The organism is Ruminococcus sp. RTP21359st1_H3_RTP21359_211015, assembly GCF_040909065.1.
Classification (GTDB): domain Bacteria; phylum Bacillota; class Clostridia; order Oscillospirales; family Ruminococcaceae; genus Hominimerdicola; species Hominimerdicola aceti.
Genome location: NZ_JBDGDD010000011.1, coordinates 1 through 16,978, shown reverse-complemented (window position 1 = coordinate 16,978; position 16,978 = coordinate 1). Strand labels below are relative to the sequence as shown.

Genomic DNA, 16,978 nt, shown 5'->3' with positions numbered 1-16,978 from the left:
TTGCGTTTGATATTATATTTATTGGAGAGTGAATTATTTTTTCTATCTTTATTATCTCTTGCCGATCTTCTTCTGATAAGCAAGGATAGACATGAACTCAAAAATGATATTTGCGCCCATATAAGCTGTTATCTCTGAGTGGTCATATGGAGGAGCAACTTCTACTACATCAAAGCCTGTGAAGTTCAGATCTTTCAGCGCTCTTATATATTGAAGTGTTTCAAAGGAAGTAAATCCGCTCACCTCAGGAGTACCTGTACCTGGTGCATAAGCCGGGTCAACAAAGTCGATATCGAATGTAAGGAACACCTTATTGTCGCCCACCTTTTCCTTTATGACCTTGAGAAGATCTTCAGGAGAATATGTGTGGAGCTTGTCCCCTGGGATAACCGTGAAGCCAAGGTCTGCGGCGATCTTGAAATCGTCAGGATCGTAAAGAGAACCTCTCATGCCTATCTGAACCGACTTCTCAGGATCAATAAGACCCTCCTCCATTGCTCTTCTGAATGGTGTGCCGTGATTGTATTTCTGACCGAAAACTGTATCGCACAGGTCAAGGTGTGAATCGAAATGCACTAGACTTACCTTTCCATGTTTCTTTGCAATAGCTCTAAGTTCGCCAAGGGTGATAGCGTGGTCGCCGCCAATGCTTATCGGAACTGCACCGCATTCAAGAACACCGTCCAAGGTCTGCTCGATAGCTGCATATGTTTCGTGGATATAATCAGGGATCACAGGAACGTCGCCAAGGTCTGCGCCCTTGAGTGAATCCATAATGTTGACGCCCATTGCAACATTGTTAGGCTTTATCATTGCCGAGATGTTTCTTACACCGTTAGGACCAAATCTTGCGCCTGCTCTGAAAGAAGCGGCGGTATCGAACGGGATACCAACGATAGCGAAATCCAATCCCTCTGCTGAGGTCGCGTGAGGAAGCCTCATGAAATTACCCATATTACAAAAACGAGGAGAGCCTGAGGCGCTCGGTGGCTGACAATTGTTGTTGATCATTTGAGGTCACTTTCCTTTCAAAATCACTGAGGAACATATCCGCATGACCGTTCAAGTCATTTCTGAATTGCTCTATGTGCAGAATTATATCACCATTCCTGCAAGTTGTCAAGAGCTATTTTTCAATTTTTCTGAAAATTATTCACTTTGGAATAATCTTTGTTATCACTTATACAGCGTATTTACGCCATTTCACCCATATCAAAGTCGAAACTATTCATTTTTGAATAGTTTCTTTGTGCAAATCTGCAAACGGCAATAATGCAATATTCAGATATCAGACTTTCATTTTGTTCACATCTATTTTTTATTCAAAGCTGAATAAAATAAGAATTTTTCATTAACACTATTGCCAAATAAAAAGCTCTGTGCTATACTGATAATCAAAGCAATGACGCTCTTATAACCGATACGGCAATGCCTGTCGGTTTATAAGGGCGTTGTTTTTTTATTATCACTAGGTCAAACTCAGAAAACAATTTTGAAAGGAAGTTTTATTATGGCTTGTTTTTTAGTACCAGCAACAGAAGCGATCGTTACAACTATTGTGGCAAAGGCAGTAAAGTCTCACGAGGCAAAGGCAGAGGAGCAGACAAAGGTCAAAGCTCTTTCGGAGGACAAGCTTCCTCTTTCTAAAAAGATAACAAGGCTCTCAGGCTTTCTGTGGGGTGGCTCAGGTCTTTTGGCATTTGAGCATCTGTGGCATGGCGAGATATCTCCGTTCTTCCCATTCCTGACAGCGGCTAACGACCCTTCGGAAATGGCAGTAGCATTCCACGAAATGGCGACTGTCGGAACATCAATGGCTGTTCTTGTGACAACGGTATGGGCTGTGCTGACTGTGGTGTCTGACAAGATACTGAAACGTAAGCCAAAAGAGACTGCAAAGCTGGGAGGTGACGCCGTATGACACTTCTTATCACACTCATAGCAGCCGTTATCATTACCATAGCATGGTACACATCACCAAAAGCCAGAAAGCTTAAAGTGGGGCTGATGTGCTATATGTACTGGGGCGCATCTATAATGTGGCTCGTGGACGCACTTTTTGAATACAAAGAGCAGGGCGCAGGATATTTCACACCTGCCACCGCAGACATGATAAACGACAGCTTTTTAGGAATCTGCGTTGTTGCACTCGGCACCGTCGTATGGCTCGGCACTATGCTCATAAGCGACCCTGAGGGAGTAGTAAGAAAAGCCCTTACAGAGAAAAAGCAGTAGATACACTATACTATATAAATAGGAGGAATAATAATGCGACTTGTTCCAAGAGAGCAGGATAAGCTTATGCTCCATTATGCAGGCATGCTTGCCCGTGACCGAAAGGCACAGGGATTAAAGCTCAACTACCCTGAAGCTGTGGCATACATAAGCATGGAAGTAATGGAAAAAGCAAGAGCAGGAGCGTCAGCCGCTGAGCTTATGCAATACGGCACAAAGCTTCTTACCGCTGATGACGTTATGGACGGCGTTCCTGAAATGATACACGAAATACAAATAGAATCCACAATGCCCGACGGCACAAAGCTTGTGACAGTACACAACCCTATCAAGGGTGCAAGCAAGCTTCACCCAGGGGAATTTATCGTTGAGGAAGGCACTGTCAAGCTCAACGAGGGAGCAGAAAGCATTGAGCTTACAGTCTCAAACACAGGGGACAGACCTATCCAGACAGGCTCCCACTTCCACTTTTTTGAGGTAAACAAGGCTTTGGAGTTTGACCGCAAGGCGGCTTATGGTATGCGGCTTGATATCCCCGCAGGCACAGCGGTAAGATTTGAGCCGGGAGAGAAAAAGACCGTCCGTCTTATACCTATCGGCGGCGACCGCATAGGCTATGGTCTGAATGGTCTTGTAAACGGAAAAATGGACGATGAAAACATCAAGCAGGCAGCCTTTGAAAAGGCTAAAAAGCTTGGCTTCAAGGGGGTGTAGGAAATGATCGAGATATCGAGAAAAGCTTACTGCGATATGTATGGTCCGACAGTTGGCGACAGGGTGCGCTTGGGCGATACTTCTCTTATTGCAGAAGTGGAAAAAGATTTGACAGTTCATGGCGATGAAGCAAAGTTTGGTGGAGGAAAATCTCTCCGTGACGGCATGGGGCAATCCTGCAAAGCCACTGACAAGGAGTGCCTTGACACTGTTATCACAAACGCTCTTATCATCGACAGCACAGGCATCATAAAGGCTGACGTTGGCATAAAGGACGGCAGGATAGCAGGAATAGGCAAAGCAGGCAATCCCGACATCATGAATGGCGTTGACAAAAACATGATAATAGGCGCTTCCACGGAAGCTATCGCAGGCGAGGGACTTATCCTCACCGCTGGCGGACTTGACACGCACATTCATTTTATCTCTCCAACTCAGGTGAGAACAGCCCTTTACAGCGGAATCACCACCATGATAGGCGGTGGTACAGGTCCTGCCGACGGCACCAATGCCACCACCTGTACACCTGGCGAGTTCAATATCCACAGAATGTTGGAAGCCTCAGAAGACCTGCCAATGAATTTCGGCTATCTTTGCAAGGGAAATTCAAGCGACATCACAACTCTTGAGGAGCAGATAAAGGCAGGCTGTATAGGCTTGAAGATACACGAGGACTGGGGCTCTACCCCTGACGTTATCGACCACGCACTTACTGTTGCGGATATGTATGACGTTCAGGCGGCTATCCACACCGACACTCTTAACGAGGGCGGATTTGTTGAAGATACCGTCAATGCTTTCAAGGGCAGGACTATCCACACTTATCACACAGAGGGTGCAGGCGGCGGACACGCTCCTGACATTATCAGAGCAGCAGCATTCCCGAATGTTCTCCCTTCCTCAACGAACCCTACAATGCCTTACACCGCAAACACTCTTGACGAACATCTGGATATGCTCATGGTGTGTCATCACCTCGACAAGAACGTACCAGAGGACATTGCTTTTGCGGATTCAAGGATACGTCCTGAAACTATCGCCGCAGAGGACGTTTTGCACGATATGGGAATATTCTCAATGATGAGTTCCGACTCTCAGGCAATGGGACGTGTAGGCGAAGTTATCACACGAACATGGCAGACTGCTGACAAAATGAAGAAACAGCGTGGCGCACTCCCAGAGGACAGCCAGCGAAACGACAATTTCAGAATAAAACGCTACATTTCAAAATACACTATAAACCCTGCTATAACCCACGGCGTATCAGAATATGTAGGCTCAGTGGAAGTTGGCAAGGTGGCAGACCTTGTTCTTTGGAATCCTGCATTTTTCGGTGCAAAGCCTGACATGATAATAAAGGGCGGATTTATTTTCGCATCAAAAATGGGCGATGCAAACGCTTCTATCCCTACCCCTCAGCCTGTGTGTTACACAGAAATGTTCGGTGGTCACGGGCTTGCCCTTTCAAGCACCTGTATCACGTTCGTATCAAAATACGCCTACGATGACGGCATAAAGGAGAAGCTTGGTCTTAAAAGGCAGGTGCTTCCTGTGAAGAACTGCCGAAACATCTCAAAGGCTGATATGGTATACAACAACGTCTGCGGTGATATAAGAGTAGACCCTGAGACCTACACTGTCACAGTTGACGGCGAAGTTATTACCTGCGAGCCTTTTGACGAGCTTGCATTGGCACAGCGTTACTTTATGTTCTAAAGCGAGGAAACAAAAATGATAGCAGAAAAAATATTAGGCAATCTCTCTGAAAGCACCCCCTCTGTAGAAGTAGACACAGTTGAGCTTGATTGGTTTGAAGCCGAGAAAAAGCGCATAAGAAAAACCACCGCAGGAGGACGTGACATAGGCATTGCCATTGACGAAAACCTAAAGGACGGGGATATCATCTATCTTGACGATAAGCTTTGCGTAGCAGTGAAGCTCACAAGCTGTCCCCTTATCAAGATAAACGTTCACACTATGCAGGAAATGGGCAGGCTTTGCTTTGAGATAGGCAACAGGCATTTGTCACTTAAAATATCTGACGACAACGTGCTTATCCCACATGACGAGCCTACAGAAAAGCACCTGAAAAACCTCGGCTTTGAGTGCGAGAACATCATAGGCAGATTTGACGATTTTATCGTCTGCAAAGCTCACGGACACTCACACAGCCACTCCCACGAGCATGGGGAACATCATCACCACGAACATTCACACTAAACGGAGCTAATAAAAAATGACCGATACCGCAGGACTTATGCACATTCTGCAAATATGCGACAGCCTTTTCCCAGTGGGTGCGTTCACGCTTTCAAACGGGCTTGAAACCTACGTTGAGCATGATATCATCACTTCGCCAAAAGAGCTTGAAGAATATCTCCATTCTTACATCTCAGTGCTGCCCTACAATGAGCTTGGTGCGGCGGCAGCGGCATACAATGCTGACGAAAAGGAGCTTTGCCGTCTTGATGAGATATACTCTGCGGTGAAAACACCATTTGAGATACGAAGCGGCTTAGAAAAGGTCACAAGGCGTTTTTTCAAAATATGCAACAATGGTCGGGAAAGCTTCACAGGACTTTATAAAAGCCTGACGGAGCAGGGCATATGCAAGGGTCATCAGTGCATCGCCTATGGGCTTTATATGCGTGACAATGGCATCGAGCTTTCAGAGGGGCTTGCGGTATACGGCTATTCCATATGCTCCGCAATAGTCACAAACTGCGTGAAGCTTGTACCTCTTAGTCAGCTTGCAGGGCAGAAAATTCTCGGAGAGAGCTTTGAGCTTATATCCTCCGCTTCAGGAAAAGCCCTTTCCACTGATATAAACGATATTGGCATAAGCGGCGCAGGCTTTGACCTGCGTGCAATGCAGCACGAGCGGCTGTATTCAAGACAGTATATGTCATAAGCTATGATTTATATAATATAATAAGGAGTACCAAAAATGAGCTATGTAAAAATAGGCGTAGGCGGACCTGTGGGATCGGGCAAGACCGCACTTATCGAACGCCTTACAAGAGAAATGTCAAAAGAATATTCCATATGCGTTGTAACAAACGATATCTACACCAAAGAGGACGCAGAATTTCTTACAAAAAACTCATGCCTGCCTGCTGACCGGATAGTTGGTGTTGAAACAGGCGGCTGTCCTCACACTGCCATAAGAGAAGACTGCTCAATGAACCTGGAAGCCGTTGACGAAATGGTGAAAAAGCACCCTGACACCCAGATCGTTTTCATTGAAAGCGGCGGCGACAATCTTTCCGCCACATTCTCCCCTGACCTTGCAGACGCTTCTATCTATGTTATCGACGTTGCACAGGGTGAAAAGATACCAAGAAAAGGCGGCCCTGGCGTGACACGTTCCGACCTGCTTGTTATCAACAAGACAGACCTTGCGCCGCTTGTTGGAGCTTCCCTTGAAGTAATGGCTTCCGACTCAAAGCGCATGAGGGGCGACAGACCGTTTCTTTTCACAAATCTCATGAGCCGTGAGGGCGTTTCTCAGGTCATAGACTGGATAAAAAAATCAGTGCTTTTTGAGGATCTGAAATGAACGGCAGACTAAGCCTGTCAACAGCCTTTGACGGACAAAAAACCGTTACTGAGGACTTATATTTCGCTCCCCCTTTCAAGGTGTATTCACCATTTTATGACCATAAAGGCTGGGCGAAATATATCTCAATGTGCGGCTCAGCAGGAGTATTGGCAGGTGACGAAAACGAGATAAAGCTTTTTGTGGGGGAAAACTGCAAGGTCATTTTCACAGATCAGGGCTATCAAAAGCTTTTCAACACAAACGGCGGCGTATCAAAACAGAGCATAAAGCTTGTTGTGCGCAAAAACGCAAGGCTTTACTATATGCCACACCCTATTATGACTTTCACAGGCTGTGAGCATATCTCTATGGGCAAGGTGAACATCACAGAAAGCTCTGAGCTTATTTTCTCTGAGATATACTGCTGTGGCAGAACTGCAATGGGGGAGGAGTTCGGCTTGAAGCGCTTTCGCTCACGCACCGAGATAGCAATTGACGGCAGAGCGGATTTTATCGACAACACTCTTATCGACCCCGCCGCACTGCCCATACGGCAAAAAGGCTTTTTCGAGGGTTTCACCCACACGGGATTTATGTATATCTACACCCCTGACAAGACAATGCTGGAAAGCATTTACCAAGCCGACTACACAGGCGGACCTGACAGCGCACAGCTTTGCGCCACCCACACAGAACGTGGCATAGCCATAAGAGCCTTGGGACATTCGGGAGAAGAGATTTTTGACGCTTTTCAGAACATTGCAGAAAAAATTCGCACATAAAAACAGCGTATAAAATATTGTTAAACTTTTTATAAATGATAAACAAAACCAGTGAAAGCCTGCTGTGGGCTTACACTGGTTTTGTTATTTCTCACATCTCACAAGAGCCACGATCTCCCCCTTGTCAACCAAAACAAAATATGCTATAATATAAGGGATTGTAACCTACAACCATATCAAAATACAGATATATACAGATAACGAAAGGATTAGCTATGGATACTTCCGCACTTCTTTGGTATAAGACCCCGGCAGACGATTGGAACAAAGCACTGCCCCTTGGAAACGGCAGGATAGGCGCAATGGTGTTCTCTCAGCCACTTGAAGAGAGGATTCAGCTCAATGAGGACTCCGTCTGGTCGGGCGGCTTCCGTGAAAGAAATAATAAGTCCGCACTGCCTAATCTCGAAAAAGTGAGAAAACTGCTTTTTGAGGAGAAAATAAACGAGGCTGAAAAAATAATCTATGACGCTTTCTGCGGCACGCCTGTAAATCAAAGGCACTATATGCCACTGGGCGACATGAACGTTATACATTATAAAGAGAGCGAATGTGACTTCAAGAGCAGAAGCCTTGACCTTAACACCGCTGTCTGCACCACAGAATATGCCATAAACGGCGTTGACTACACAAGAGAAGTGTTTATCTCACAGCCCGATCAGGTGCTTGTTATGCACATAACGGCTTCCGAGAAAAAAGCGATAAGCGTCCGTGTATGCATTGACGGCAGAGATGATTATTTTGATGATAACTCGCCCGTTCATGACAACGATATCCTCTTTTACGGTGGATGTGGCTCAGAGGACGGCATAAACTTTGCCGCTTATATAAAGGTACTCCACAAGGGCGGAAAGGTCTACCCATATGGAAGCTTCATAACCTGCGAGGACTGCGACGAGGTGACTATTCTCCTTGGCGCACAGACAAGCTACCGCTGTGAGGATTACAAGGGACAGGCTGTCTTTGACGTTGAAAGAGCCGAGGAAAAAACCTATGCACAGCTTAAAGCTGACCATATCGCAGACTACAAGTCATACTATGACCGCGCGAATATCTCCCTTTGCGACAACAGCTCAGGTAATTCCACCCTGCCTACAGACGAAAGACTTGCACTTGTGAAAGAGGGCAATCCCGACAACAAGCTTATTGAAATGTATCACAATTTCGGCAGATATCTTCTTATTGCAGGCAGCCGGGAAAAGACCCTGCCTACAAATCTCCAAGGAATTTGGAACAAAGATATGTGGCCTGCTTGGGGCTGTAAATTCACTATCAATATCAATACCGAAATGAACTATTGGTGTGCAGAGAACTGTAATCTCTCAGAGCTTCATATGCCTCTTATCGACCATATTGAGAAGCTCCGTCCAAACGGCAGAAAGACCGCAAGGAATATGTATGGCTGCCGTGGCTTTGTCTGTCACCATAACACCGACATATGGGGCGACACCGCACCGCAGGACTTGTGGATACCTGGAACACAATGGCCAATGGGTGCGGCATGGCTCTGCCTGCACATATGGGAGCATTATCTCTATGTTCAGGACAGAGAGTTTCTCAGCGAGAAATATGACACCCTGAAAGAAGCGGCAGAATTTTTCCTTGACTTCCTTATCGAAGACAAAAAGGGCAGACTTGTTACCTGCCCGTCAGTTTCCCCTGAGAATACCTATCTCACAGCTTCAGGCTCAAAAGGCTCTATCTGCATAGGTCCGTCTATGGACAGCCAGATAATCTATGAGCTTTTCACTGCCGTTGCGGAAGCTTCAAAAATACTTGAAACTGACGGAGGTTTCAGAAAGAAAGTCCTTGAAGCCAGAGACAGACTTCCTGCACCTGAGATAGGCAAATACGGTCAGATAATGGAATGGGCAGAGGACTATGACGAGGTAGAGCCTGGTCACAGGCACATCTCGCAGCTTTTCGCACTCTATCCTGCTGACATCATAACAATGCGAAAGACCCCTGAGCTTGCCAAAGCCGCAAGGGCTACCCTTGAAAGACGTCTTTCACACGGCGGCGGACACACAGGCTGGTCAAGGGCTTGGATAATAAACCACTGGGCAAGACTTTTTGACGGTGAAAAAGTGTACGAAAATGTTATAGCACTTCTTTCAAACTCCACAAGCGAGAATATGTTCGATATGCACCCGCCTTTCCAGATAGACGGAAACTTCGGTGGCACAGCTGGTATCACGGAGGCACTTTTGCAAAGCGAGAACGGCGAGATAATTCTCCTGCCTGCACTGCCGAAAGAATGGTCGGAGGGCAGCTTCAAAGGACTTTGTGCAAGAGGCGGCTTTGTTATCGACCTTGAGTGGAAAGACTCAAAGATAACAGCCTGCCACATTCACTCAAAGTGCGGAAAGAAGTGCAGGATAGTGTGTGACAGTGTAAAGGTACACACTGCAAGCAGCGAGGTACAGACCTTGTACACAGACGGCGCAGCAGAGTTTGACACGGAAACAGGTAAAACATACACGCTCACATTCTGAGCAAAAGACAAAATTTGAGAGGATATTGAAATGAGACATTATCGGATAATGGCAGCGGCTGTTGCAGCAATTTGCACGCTGTCAGGCTGCGGAGTGCAGATAGGCAGAAACGAGAGCATGACCGCCCCCGAAAAAACATCTGTTGTAACCACAACAAAGAAACAGACAAACGATGACAGCAAGGCTGACGAGCAGGCTTTAAAAAGCTACGAAGAAACAAAGATAGTGGCAAACGCCATACCTTATGTGAAGTTTTCAAAAAGCGTTGAAGCCGAAACAGGCTCAGTTTCAGGCAAGGCGAAAGTAAAAAGCGACCGCAAGGGCTACAAGGGCAAGGGTTATGTGACGAACATTTCCGCTGAGGAAGATTGGTCAAGAGAGATCGAGCTTACCGACTCACAGTATTATGACCTTACCATAACAGTGGCTTCCGATGTGCCGTGCGTGAACGGCATAGCTGTGAACGGCAAAAAGCTTCAGGATTTCTCAGCCAGCGGCTCGGGCAAGTTTGAAAAGGTGACTTTCAAGAACATCTACATAGAAAAAGGCAAGACGGCAATATCCGTTATCCCAGTGGACGGCGGACTTGACGTTGACTGCCTGACCCTCACCGCAAGCGAGGATATATCAAAGCTTGACCTTACTATATCAAAGCCTGCTCTTTCAAACAAAGACTCCGACTACAACGCAAAAGCGCTTTATCAGTATCTTTGCGAAAGCTACGGCAAGCAGGTGCTTTTGGGTCAGCATGACACCATCGGCACATCTGCTGAAACAGACATGATATACAAAACCACAGGAAAATACCCTGCAATACGTTTTGGCGACCTTATGCTTGCCACTGAAAAGGACAGCATTACCACCGACACCGAGATGAACATCGCCATGGATTGGGCTTCAAAGGACGGCATAGTGGGCTATATGTGGCACTGGGCTGCCCCTGACGAAAAGCGTGAATATTATGCCGACCAGACGGATTTTGACATCAAAAAGGCAGTTACAAAGGAAAATATCGCAGAACTCAGCCTTGAGGATATCAAAAAGCTTCAAAAGGACGGCAAGGTAAGCAAAGAATGTGTTGCTGTCGTTCAGGATATCGACACCGTATCTGAGAAACTCTCCACCCTCCGTGATGAGGGAATAGCAGTGCTTTGGCGACCGCTCCACGAGGCCAGCAATGGCGATTTCTGGTGGGGCAATGACAAGGAAGCCTACAAATGGCTTTGGAAGCTTATGTACGAGCGTCAGACGAAATACCACAAGCTGAACAATCTCATATGGGTATGGTCAGCACAGAATGCCGATTGGTATGTGGGCGACAAATACTGCGACGTGCTTTCCTGCGATGTTTATGACGACGGCAATAAGGACGCACAGGTGAACATAATGCTTTTCCTGCAAAGCATATCAAAGAACAAGCCTATTGCAATGAGCGAATGTGGAAGCTTCCCTGACATACAGAGCATTGCAGACGAAAAAGCCATGTGGGCGTTCATAGGTCAATGGGGCGGAAATTATCTTATGACCGATGACGGCAAGCTTGCTGAAGAAAACAACACCGCCGCCGAGCTTATCAAGATGTATAACAACAATCTCACTCTAACAAGGGATAAGCTCCCCGACTTCACCCACCTTGCAAGTTCCATAAAGGACACGGAAGAAAAATCCGCTGACAGCAAAAAGAATGATAGCTCAAAGGCTGACAGCAAGGCGAAGAAAGAAAATACTTCTAAGGCGGAATAATATCGACCCGACACGGCAAAAAAAAGCCTGTCGGGTTTTAACTTTTTATTAACAAATTTGAAGAATTTTGTTACAATGAAAGAGTGATAAAATTTTTAGGCGGAGGGAATTATATGAAAATTACAATGGATACTACGTTTCAGGAAATAAGGGACGGAATCCAAAGCGGTAAATTTAAAGAAAATGTTGAATACATGAAAGATAAACTAAAAAGTAATAAGCATGGTAAAAAACCAGCATTTCAATTTTTAATGTCACTAATATTGGGTTCAACAAGCTTTGCCAATGACAGAAACGGACTCTTACATAGGTATAATAAATGGTTTTATTCAACTGATAGTACAAAAAATGGAGACAGTACACTTCGACAAAATACACTTGTAAAATTCCTAGGAAATAAAACAAAAAATGTAGACAACAAGCTTGACTATGACGTACAGCAATTTAGTGAGGTTAACCTTAAATCAACGCTAAAAGATATTTATGACAAAAAGATAGATATTACTAATGAGCCAAGATTAGCCACCATGTACAAGTCTCCGCTTTTTACAACTCTATCAAAAGATGAGTTAAATAAACGCCTTGAAAATATTAATACTGCGATAGAAGAACTTTGTCAGAGCAACGGAGGTAACGAAATGCCAACACCAACTCAGTCAACAGCACCAGCCAAAACCAATGACCCAACAGTAACCGACTACATAGCCGAATGTATCAAAACCTCCCGCAAGAAAAACATAATCTTCACAGGTGCACCGGGAACAGGAAAGACATATTCTGTTGAGAAGTATGTCAACGAACAAAATAGTGAACAGCTAGATTCAATATGTAGTTATTCCAGCAGGTACTTCAAATTCGTTCAGTTCCACGGCTCATATGACTACACCGACTTTGTGGAAGGTCTGCGCCCTATAGAGCGTGGAGATCAAATGGTATTTGTCCGCATGGACGGCACTTTCAAGGCGCTTTGCCGTGAAGCGGCTGAGGCTGAACAAAGCGCAATGGACGAAGAAATAGAAGCACCAATCTACTATTTTGTCATAGATGAAATAAACAGAGCCGAGCTTTCTAAGGTTTTCGGCGAGCTTATGTATTGCTTTGAAAAGCGTGGCAGTGACCATAGAGTTCAGACACAGTATCACAATCTGCCTACATATGGAGAAACAGAAAACGGTATAGAAAAGCTGGACAATGATATTTTCAATGACGGCTTCTATGTGCCTGAAAATGTTGTGATAATAGGCACAATGAACGATATCGACCGAAATGTTGAGACCTTTGACTTTGCACTCCGCCGCCGTTTTGATTGGATACCTATAAAAGCAAATGACTTTATGAAAACCTCGCTCAGGTCTATGCTTAACGACGAAAAAGTCAGCAAAGACCTTGCACAGAGAGCCATAAGAATGAACGAAGTCATTTCAGGCGAGAGCGGCAAGAGATTTGGTCTTAATGAAGATTATCATATCGGACCTGCATATTTTAAGGACTATGATAAAGCCAAGAGCATGGGCGAAAATCTTGATGATATTTGGAAGCACAATATAGAGTCTATACTCAGGGAATATCTCCGTGGCAAGAACGGCGTAGATAAATTCATAAACGATTGTCATAAAGCTTTGATGAATGACCAAAGCGGTGATAAAGACACCAACGAGCCACAAACCACTGCCGAGGACGAAGAATAATGTCAGCCATAAAAATAACCGCAACAGTCTATGACTATTCAAAGTTTGATGAAATAGAAATAGTCGAAGGCATTAACTACAAAGACGTGGTGCGGGATTTTATCTCCAGCTATAATTACACCTATGAGGGAAAAATTCACCACCTATGTAGAACTTTCAATGGAAAGAACTATATCGGCGGAAGTGTCGGCGTAGTGAGAAACCGTATCTATAGATACGCTGAAAAAGAATATGACATCACACTGCAAATAAAATCACGCTTTGACAAAGACTCAAAGCCATATTTTCTGGAAACCATGCTCCTCGATACATTTGAAGATGAGTATATAAAAGAGAATGACCTCAGAATAAATGACGATAATTTCTTCGATTTTCTTCTTGTCTATCTTTTCAAAAACGCCGTTACGGAAGCTTCAAGAAAAGGCGTATACAGAAAATATTGCCGCTTTGAGGGCAATAACAGCCGCCTAAAGGGCAGTATCGACATCGCACGGCACATAAGGCTAAACATGGGTATGCAAAATGGCAGGATAGCCTATTCTTATCGTGAAAACACCATAGACAACCCTCTTAACCGCCTTATCTATGCCGCACACAAACGCCTGAAAGAACGCTTTAGCAACAACTCCGTCATGACAGCGCTTCTTGACAGCAGTGAGATAACAAGCTATCTTAACATTCTCCACTCGTCAATGGATCTCTATTCCACCAACGTAAAGACCATTCTTCCGCAGAATTTACAGCCTATCGCACACCCATATTACACCGAGTATGAAAAGCTCCGACAGGTATGCCTGAAAGTTTTCCATGACGAGTATCTCACCCTCTTTGACCCTGATCAAGACAGCGAAGCTGATACTATCCTGCTTTATATCCCGACCCTTTGGGAAAATTATCTCAAAAATCAGTTTGCCCGATATGATCTTGGCGAGGTAAAATCGCAGGAGAAACACAAATATCTTTGTGAGCTTTCAGACCCCCACGAAGTTCCAGACCCTTCCAAGAACGGAAGGCTCACCTCAAAACCTGACTTTGTGTTCAAGAAAGACAAAAAGCCTTTTATGATACTTGATGCAAAGTTCAAGCCTAGTTGGGGAGAGTGTATGAAAAGTCCGCCTAATTATAAAGATTTTGATGACAACGACTTTAACAAATGCCTTCGTGACATGGTAATATTTGAGACTGATCGCACAGGAGTCATTTTCCCCGCACATAAAGATATTGAAACGATATTCAAACAGTGTTGTATTATCGGCAAAAAATATTTTTATATGCACGCAGTAAAAGTTCCAGAAAGCAGTGATGATACCACCTATGAGGAGTGGCACAGCACTTTCACCGAGAACTTGAAAAAGGTCTGCGATAAAATCAGGGAAAGCATTAAAAACGAAGCTTAAAATAGACCGCTGAGAACTTCTCTCAGCGGCATTTTTATACCCTATTTACCTTTCAGCGCCTCGGAAAGCGTCCGCCAGCCAAGCATTGCACACTTTACTCTTGCAGGCATATGGGAAATATCCCTGAGGGCTGACGCTTCTTCAAGGCTGTCTAGGAATTTTCAACAAACAATTATTCTAAACTAACTCGCATAAAGTGATGATAACAAAAAAATCGATTTTACCCCTTGACAAATAATATTATATGACGTATAATATATTCAACGATATAGTATTATAGATCTATATAACAACTGAGCTGACTAAAGAGAGGAGAGAGTAAATGGGCTTTCCAATAAGTGCAGGACTGCTTGATTCCATGGTACTGTCAGTGGTAGACAGAGAGGATACCTATGGATATGAGATAACGCAGTTCATACGCAGTGCGGTGGACGTTTCAGAATCCACCTTGTATCCTGTGCTGAAACGGCTTCAAAAAAACGATCTGCTTGAAACCTACGATAAGGAATATATGGGCAGGAACAGACGTTATTATCACGTTACCCCAAAGGGAGAAAAAGCTCTTGAAGAATACCGCAGAGAGTGGAAGAAGCATAAGAATATGGTAGACAGTATATTATTAGAAAAAGGTGGAGAAAACACATGAACAGACTTGAGTATCTTACCCAACTGCGCAGGTTGCTTGAAGACGGCGGACTTGCCGAAGATGAAATAAATGACGCAATGGGGTTTTATGAGGAGATATTCCTTGATGCAGGTGCAGCCCACGAAGCTGAAACTGCCGCAAACCTCGGCTCGCCCGAAGAGCTTGCCAACAAAATTTTGCAGGACAGTGGCATACACCCACAGGGCGACTCGGTATTTCAAATGGAAGCCGCCGCTGACCCCTCACAGGCTCGTGATACTGACAATAATGTGCCACAGAACGGCAATTCTCTTTCAAAGCTTCTTGTTATCATCATCACAAGCCCAATATGGTTCAGCCTTATGTGTGTCTTTGCCGCAATAGCCTTGGCGATACTTTGCGCACTTTTAAGCATAATAATTGCAGTTTTCGCAACAGGCTTCTCCCTTACAATAGGCGGTATAGTAACGCTTTTCACGGTCTATCCCGCAGGCATTGCCCTTATCGGTGCAGGACTTATTTGTATCGGACTTGGAGGCATGATTGTAATGCCTATTATAAGGTGCATATGGCGTGGCTGTGTAAGCCTTTTCAACAAATTCACAAACTTTGTCCATAGGTTTGTAAGCTCAAAGGCGGTGGCATAATGGCAAAATATGATAATACAGATGACGTAAAACGCAGACGTTTCCCATTTTTTTTGACGATATTTATTATCGGCATAGTGCTTTTCATTGTGAGCGTGGTGCTTATCAAGGTCACAAACACCAAAAGCCTTGGCAAGCGTTATTCCTACAACGAAACTTTTGACGTTGCCACTATAGATAATATGGAGATCGACTTCTCCGCAGGGGATCTCAACATCAAAAAGAGCAGTGACGAAAATATCCACGTCACAGGAGAAAATCTTCCAGAGAAGATAAATTTTTCGTCATCAAACAGCAAGCTTCAGGTCAAGACCGCCGACAGCCTTTTGCACCTTAAAGGCGGATATATCTCCTTTGACGGAAGTCAGCCTACGCTGACTATAGAGCTTCCTGAAAAAGCGTTTGACACTGTAAAGATAGACGCAGGCGCAGGACAAATGAAGCTTTCAGATCTGACCTGTGAAAACCTCGACATAGATTTCGGTGCAGGAAGCTCAGAGGTCATTAACGTCACCTGCAAAAATGAAGCCGACTTTGACCTTGGAGTAGGAAAAACAGTTTTCAAAGACTGCACTTTTAACGATTCCGACTTTGACTGCGGGGTAGGCGAAACAGACTTTTCAGGAAAGCTTCTCGGCGACGCTGATATAGACGGCGGCATAGGAAGTATAAATTTTGATATTGACGGCTGCAAAAACGACTATAAGATAAAATCAGACAGCAAAGTGAAAATAAATAGCACAACAGAAGAGAACGAGCTTCTCTACAAAATAAAACTTGACATTGACAACGGTATCGGCGAAATTTCGCTTAATTTCAGATAAGGAGTGATAGAAATGGCAAAGCCACTTTACAAATTAAGAGAAGGCAGGATAATTTCAGGCGTTTGCGCAGGACTAGCGGAGTATTTCAACATCGACGTGAACATAGTCCGTATTTGTGCAGTGCTTATAGGCTGTGCAGGCGGTGCAGGAGTTATCGCATATATTGCGGCTGCGATGCTTCTGCCTGAGAAATAAGACCGTACTAAAAACAAAAGGCGCTGTAAAAAAACGCGCAATAAAAAAAGACTGCAACCACCCTTAAAAGGGTAGGAAAGCAGTCTTTTTTG

At 44.6% G+C, this 16,978-nt stretch carries 17 protein-coding genes; 16 read left to right on the top strand and 1 reads right to left on the bottom strand.

What is annotated here, in order from left to right; genetic code table 11:
- Positions 1-51: 51 nt before the first annotated feature.
- On the bottom strand, positions 52-1,011 hold the full coding sequence (gene speB, locus AB5Z01_RS06155) for an agmatinase (protein WP_368365386.1): 960 nt from the start codon (positions 1,009-1,011) through the stop codon (positions 52-54).
- Between the two features lie 499 nt (positions 1,012-1,510).
- Here speB and AB5Z01_RS06150 point away from each other — a divergent pair, with 499 nt between their 5' ends.
- The 16 genes from AB5Z01_RS06150 to AB5Z01_RS06075 all read left to right on the top strand — a co-directional run bounded on the left by AB5Z01_RS06150 (position 1,511) and on the right by AB5Z01_RS06075 (position 16,886).
- A complete protein-coding gene (locus AB5Z01_RS06150) occupies positions 1,511-1,921 on the top strand; it encodes a hypothetical protein (protein WP_287215342.1) in 411 nt (136 codons plus the stop codon).
- A complete protein-coding gene (locus tag AB5Z01_RS06145; RefSeq protein ID WP_287215344.1) occupies positions 1,918-2,235 on the top strand; it encodes a hypothetical protein in 318 nt (105 codons plus the stop codon). The genes AB5Z01_RS06150 and AB5Z01_RS06145 overlap by 4 nt, the downstream gene beginning before the upstream one ends.
- Positions 2,236-2,268: 33 nt before the next feature.
- Positions 2,269-2,949: an urease subunit gamma gene (gene ureA, locus AB5Z01_RS06140; protein WP_117864124.1), complete on the top strand. Its 681-nt coding sequence runs from the start codon at positions 2,269-2,271 to the stop codon at positions 2,947-2,949.
- Positions 2,950-2,952: 3 nt separating this feature from the next.
- Positions 2,953-4,665, top strand: coding sequence for an urease subunit alpha (gene ureC, locus AB5Z01_RS06135; protein WP_287215348.1), 1,713 nt, complete (start codon positions 2,953-2,955; stop codon positions 4,663-4,665).
- Positions 4,666-4,680: 15 nt separating this feature from the next.
- The gene (locus AB5Z01_RS06130) at positions 4,681-5,169 is read left to right on the top strand and encodes an urease accessory protein UreE (protein ID WP_117864122.1); all 489 of its coding nucleotides are present in this window, start codon (positions 4,681-4,683) and stop codon (positions 5,167-5,169) included.
- A gap of 16 nt (positions 5,170-5,185) precedes the next feature.
- On the top strand, positions 5,186-5,860 hold the full coding sequence (locus AB5Z01_RS06125; protein WP_287215350.1) for an urease accessory protein UreF: 675 nt from the start codon (positions 5,186-5,188) through the stop codon (positions 5,858-5,860).
- 36 nt (positions 5,861-5,896) lie between these two features.
- Positions 5,897-6,508 (top strand): urease accessory protein UreG, encoded by a 612-nt coding sequence (gene ureG, locus AB5Z01_RS06120; RefSeq protein WP_002851818.1) that lies wholly within the window; start codon positions 5,897-5,899, stop codon positions 6,506-6,508.
- Positions 6,505-7,272, top strand: coding sequence for an urease accessory protein UreD (locus AB5Z01_RS06115; RefSeq protein WP_287215355.1), 768 nt, complete (start codon positions 6,505-6,507; stop codon positions 7,270-7,272). The genes ureG and AB5Z01_RS06115 overlap by 4 nt, the downstream gene beginning before the upstream one ends.
- A 215-nt stretch (positions 7,273-7,487) precedes the next feature.
- The gene (locus AB5Z01_RS06110) at positions 7,488-9,767 is read left to right on the top strand and encodes a glycoside hydrolase family 95 protein (RefSeq protein WP_287215357.1); all 2,280 of its coding nucleotides are present in this window, start codon (positions 7,488-7,490) and stop codon (positions 9,765-9,767) included.
- A gap of 30 nt (positions 9,768-9,797) precedes the next feature.
- Positions 9,798-11,510, top strand: a complete 1,713-nt coding sequence (locus tag AB5Z01_RS06105) for a glycosyl hydrolase (protein ID WP_287215360.1) — start codon at positions 9,798-9,800, stop codon at positions 11,508-11,510.
- Positions 11,511-12,148: 638 nt separating this feature from the next.
- The gene (locus tag AB5Z01_RS06100; protein WP_287215362.1) at positions 12,149-13,198 is read left to right on the top strand and encodes an McrB family protein; all 1,050 of its coding nucleotides are present in this window, start codon (positions 12,149-12,151) and stop codon (positions 13,196-13,198) included.
- Positions 13,198-14,595: a hypothetical protein gene (locus AB5Z01_RS06095; RefSeq protein WP_287215365.1), complete on the top strand. Its 1,398-nt coding sequence runs from the start codon at positions 13,198-13,200 to the stop codon at positions 14,593-14,595. The genes AB5Z01_RS06100 and AB5Z01_RS06095 overlap by 1 nt, the downstream gene beginning before the upstream one ends.
- 322 nt (positions 14,596-14,917) lie before the next feature.
- Positions 14,918-15,241: a PadR family transcriptional regulator gene (locus AB5Z01_RS06090; RefSeq protein ID WP_287215368.1), complete on the top strand. Its 324-nt coding sequence runs from the start codon at positions 14,918-14,920 to the stop codon at positions 15,239-15,241.
- Positions 15,238-15,867 (top strand): DUF1700 domain-containing protein, encoded by a 630-nt coding sequence (locus AB5Z01_RS06085; protein ID WP_278634237.1) that lies wholly within the window; start codon positions 15,238-15,240, stop codon positions 15,865-15,867. Before AB5Z01_RS06090 ends, AB5Z01_RS06085 begins: the two co-directional genes overlap by 4 nt.
- Entirely contained in the window at positions 15,867-16,691 is an 825-nt protein-coding gene (locus tag AB5Z01_RS06080; protein WP_287215371.1) for a DUF4097 family beta strand repeat-containing protein, read from the top strand. Before AB5Z01_RS06085 ends, AB5Z01_RS06080 begins: the two co-directional genes overlap by 1 nt.
- A gap of 12 nt (positions 16,692-16,703) precedes the next feature.
- On the top strand, positions 16,704-16,886 hold the full coding sequence (locus AB5Z01_RS06075) for a PspC domain-containing protein (protein ID WP_022286964.1): 183 nt from the start codon (positions 16,704-16,706) through the stop codon (positions 16,884-16,886).
- Positions 16,887-16,978: the final 92 nt, after the last annotated feature.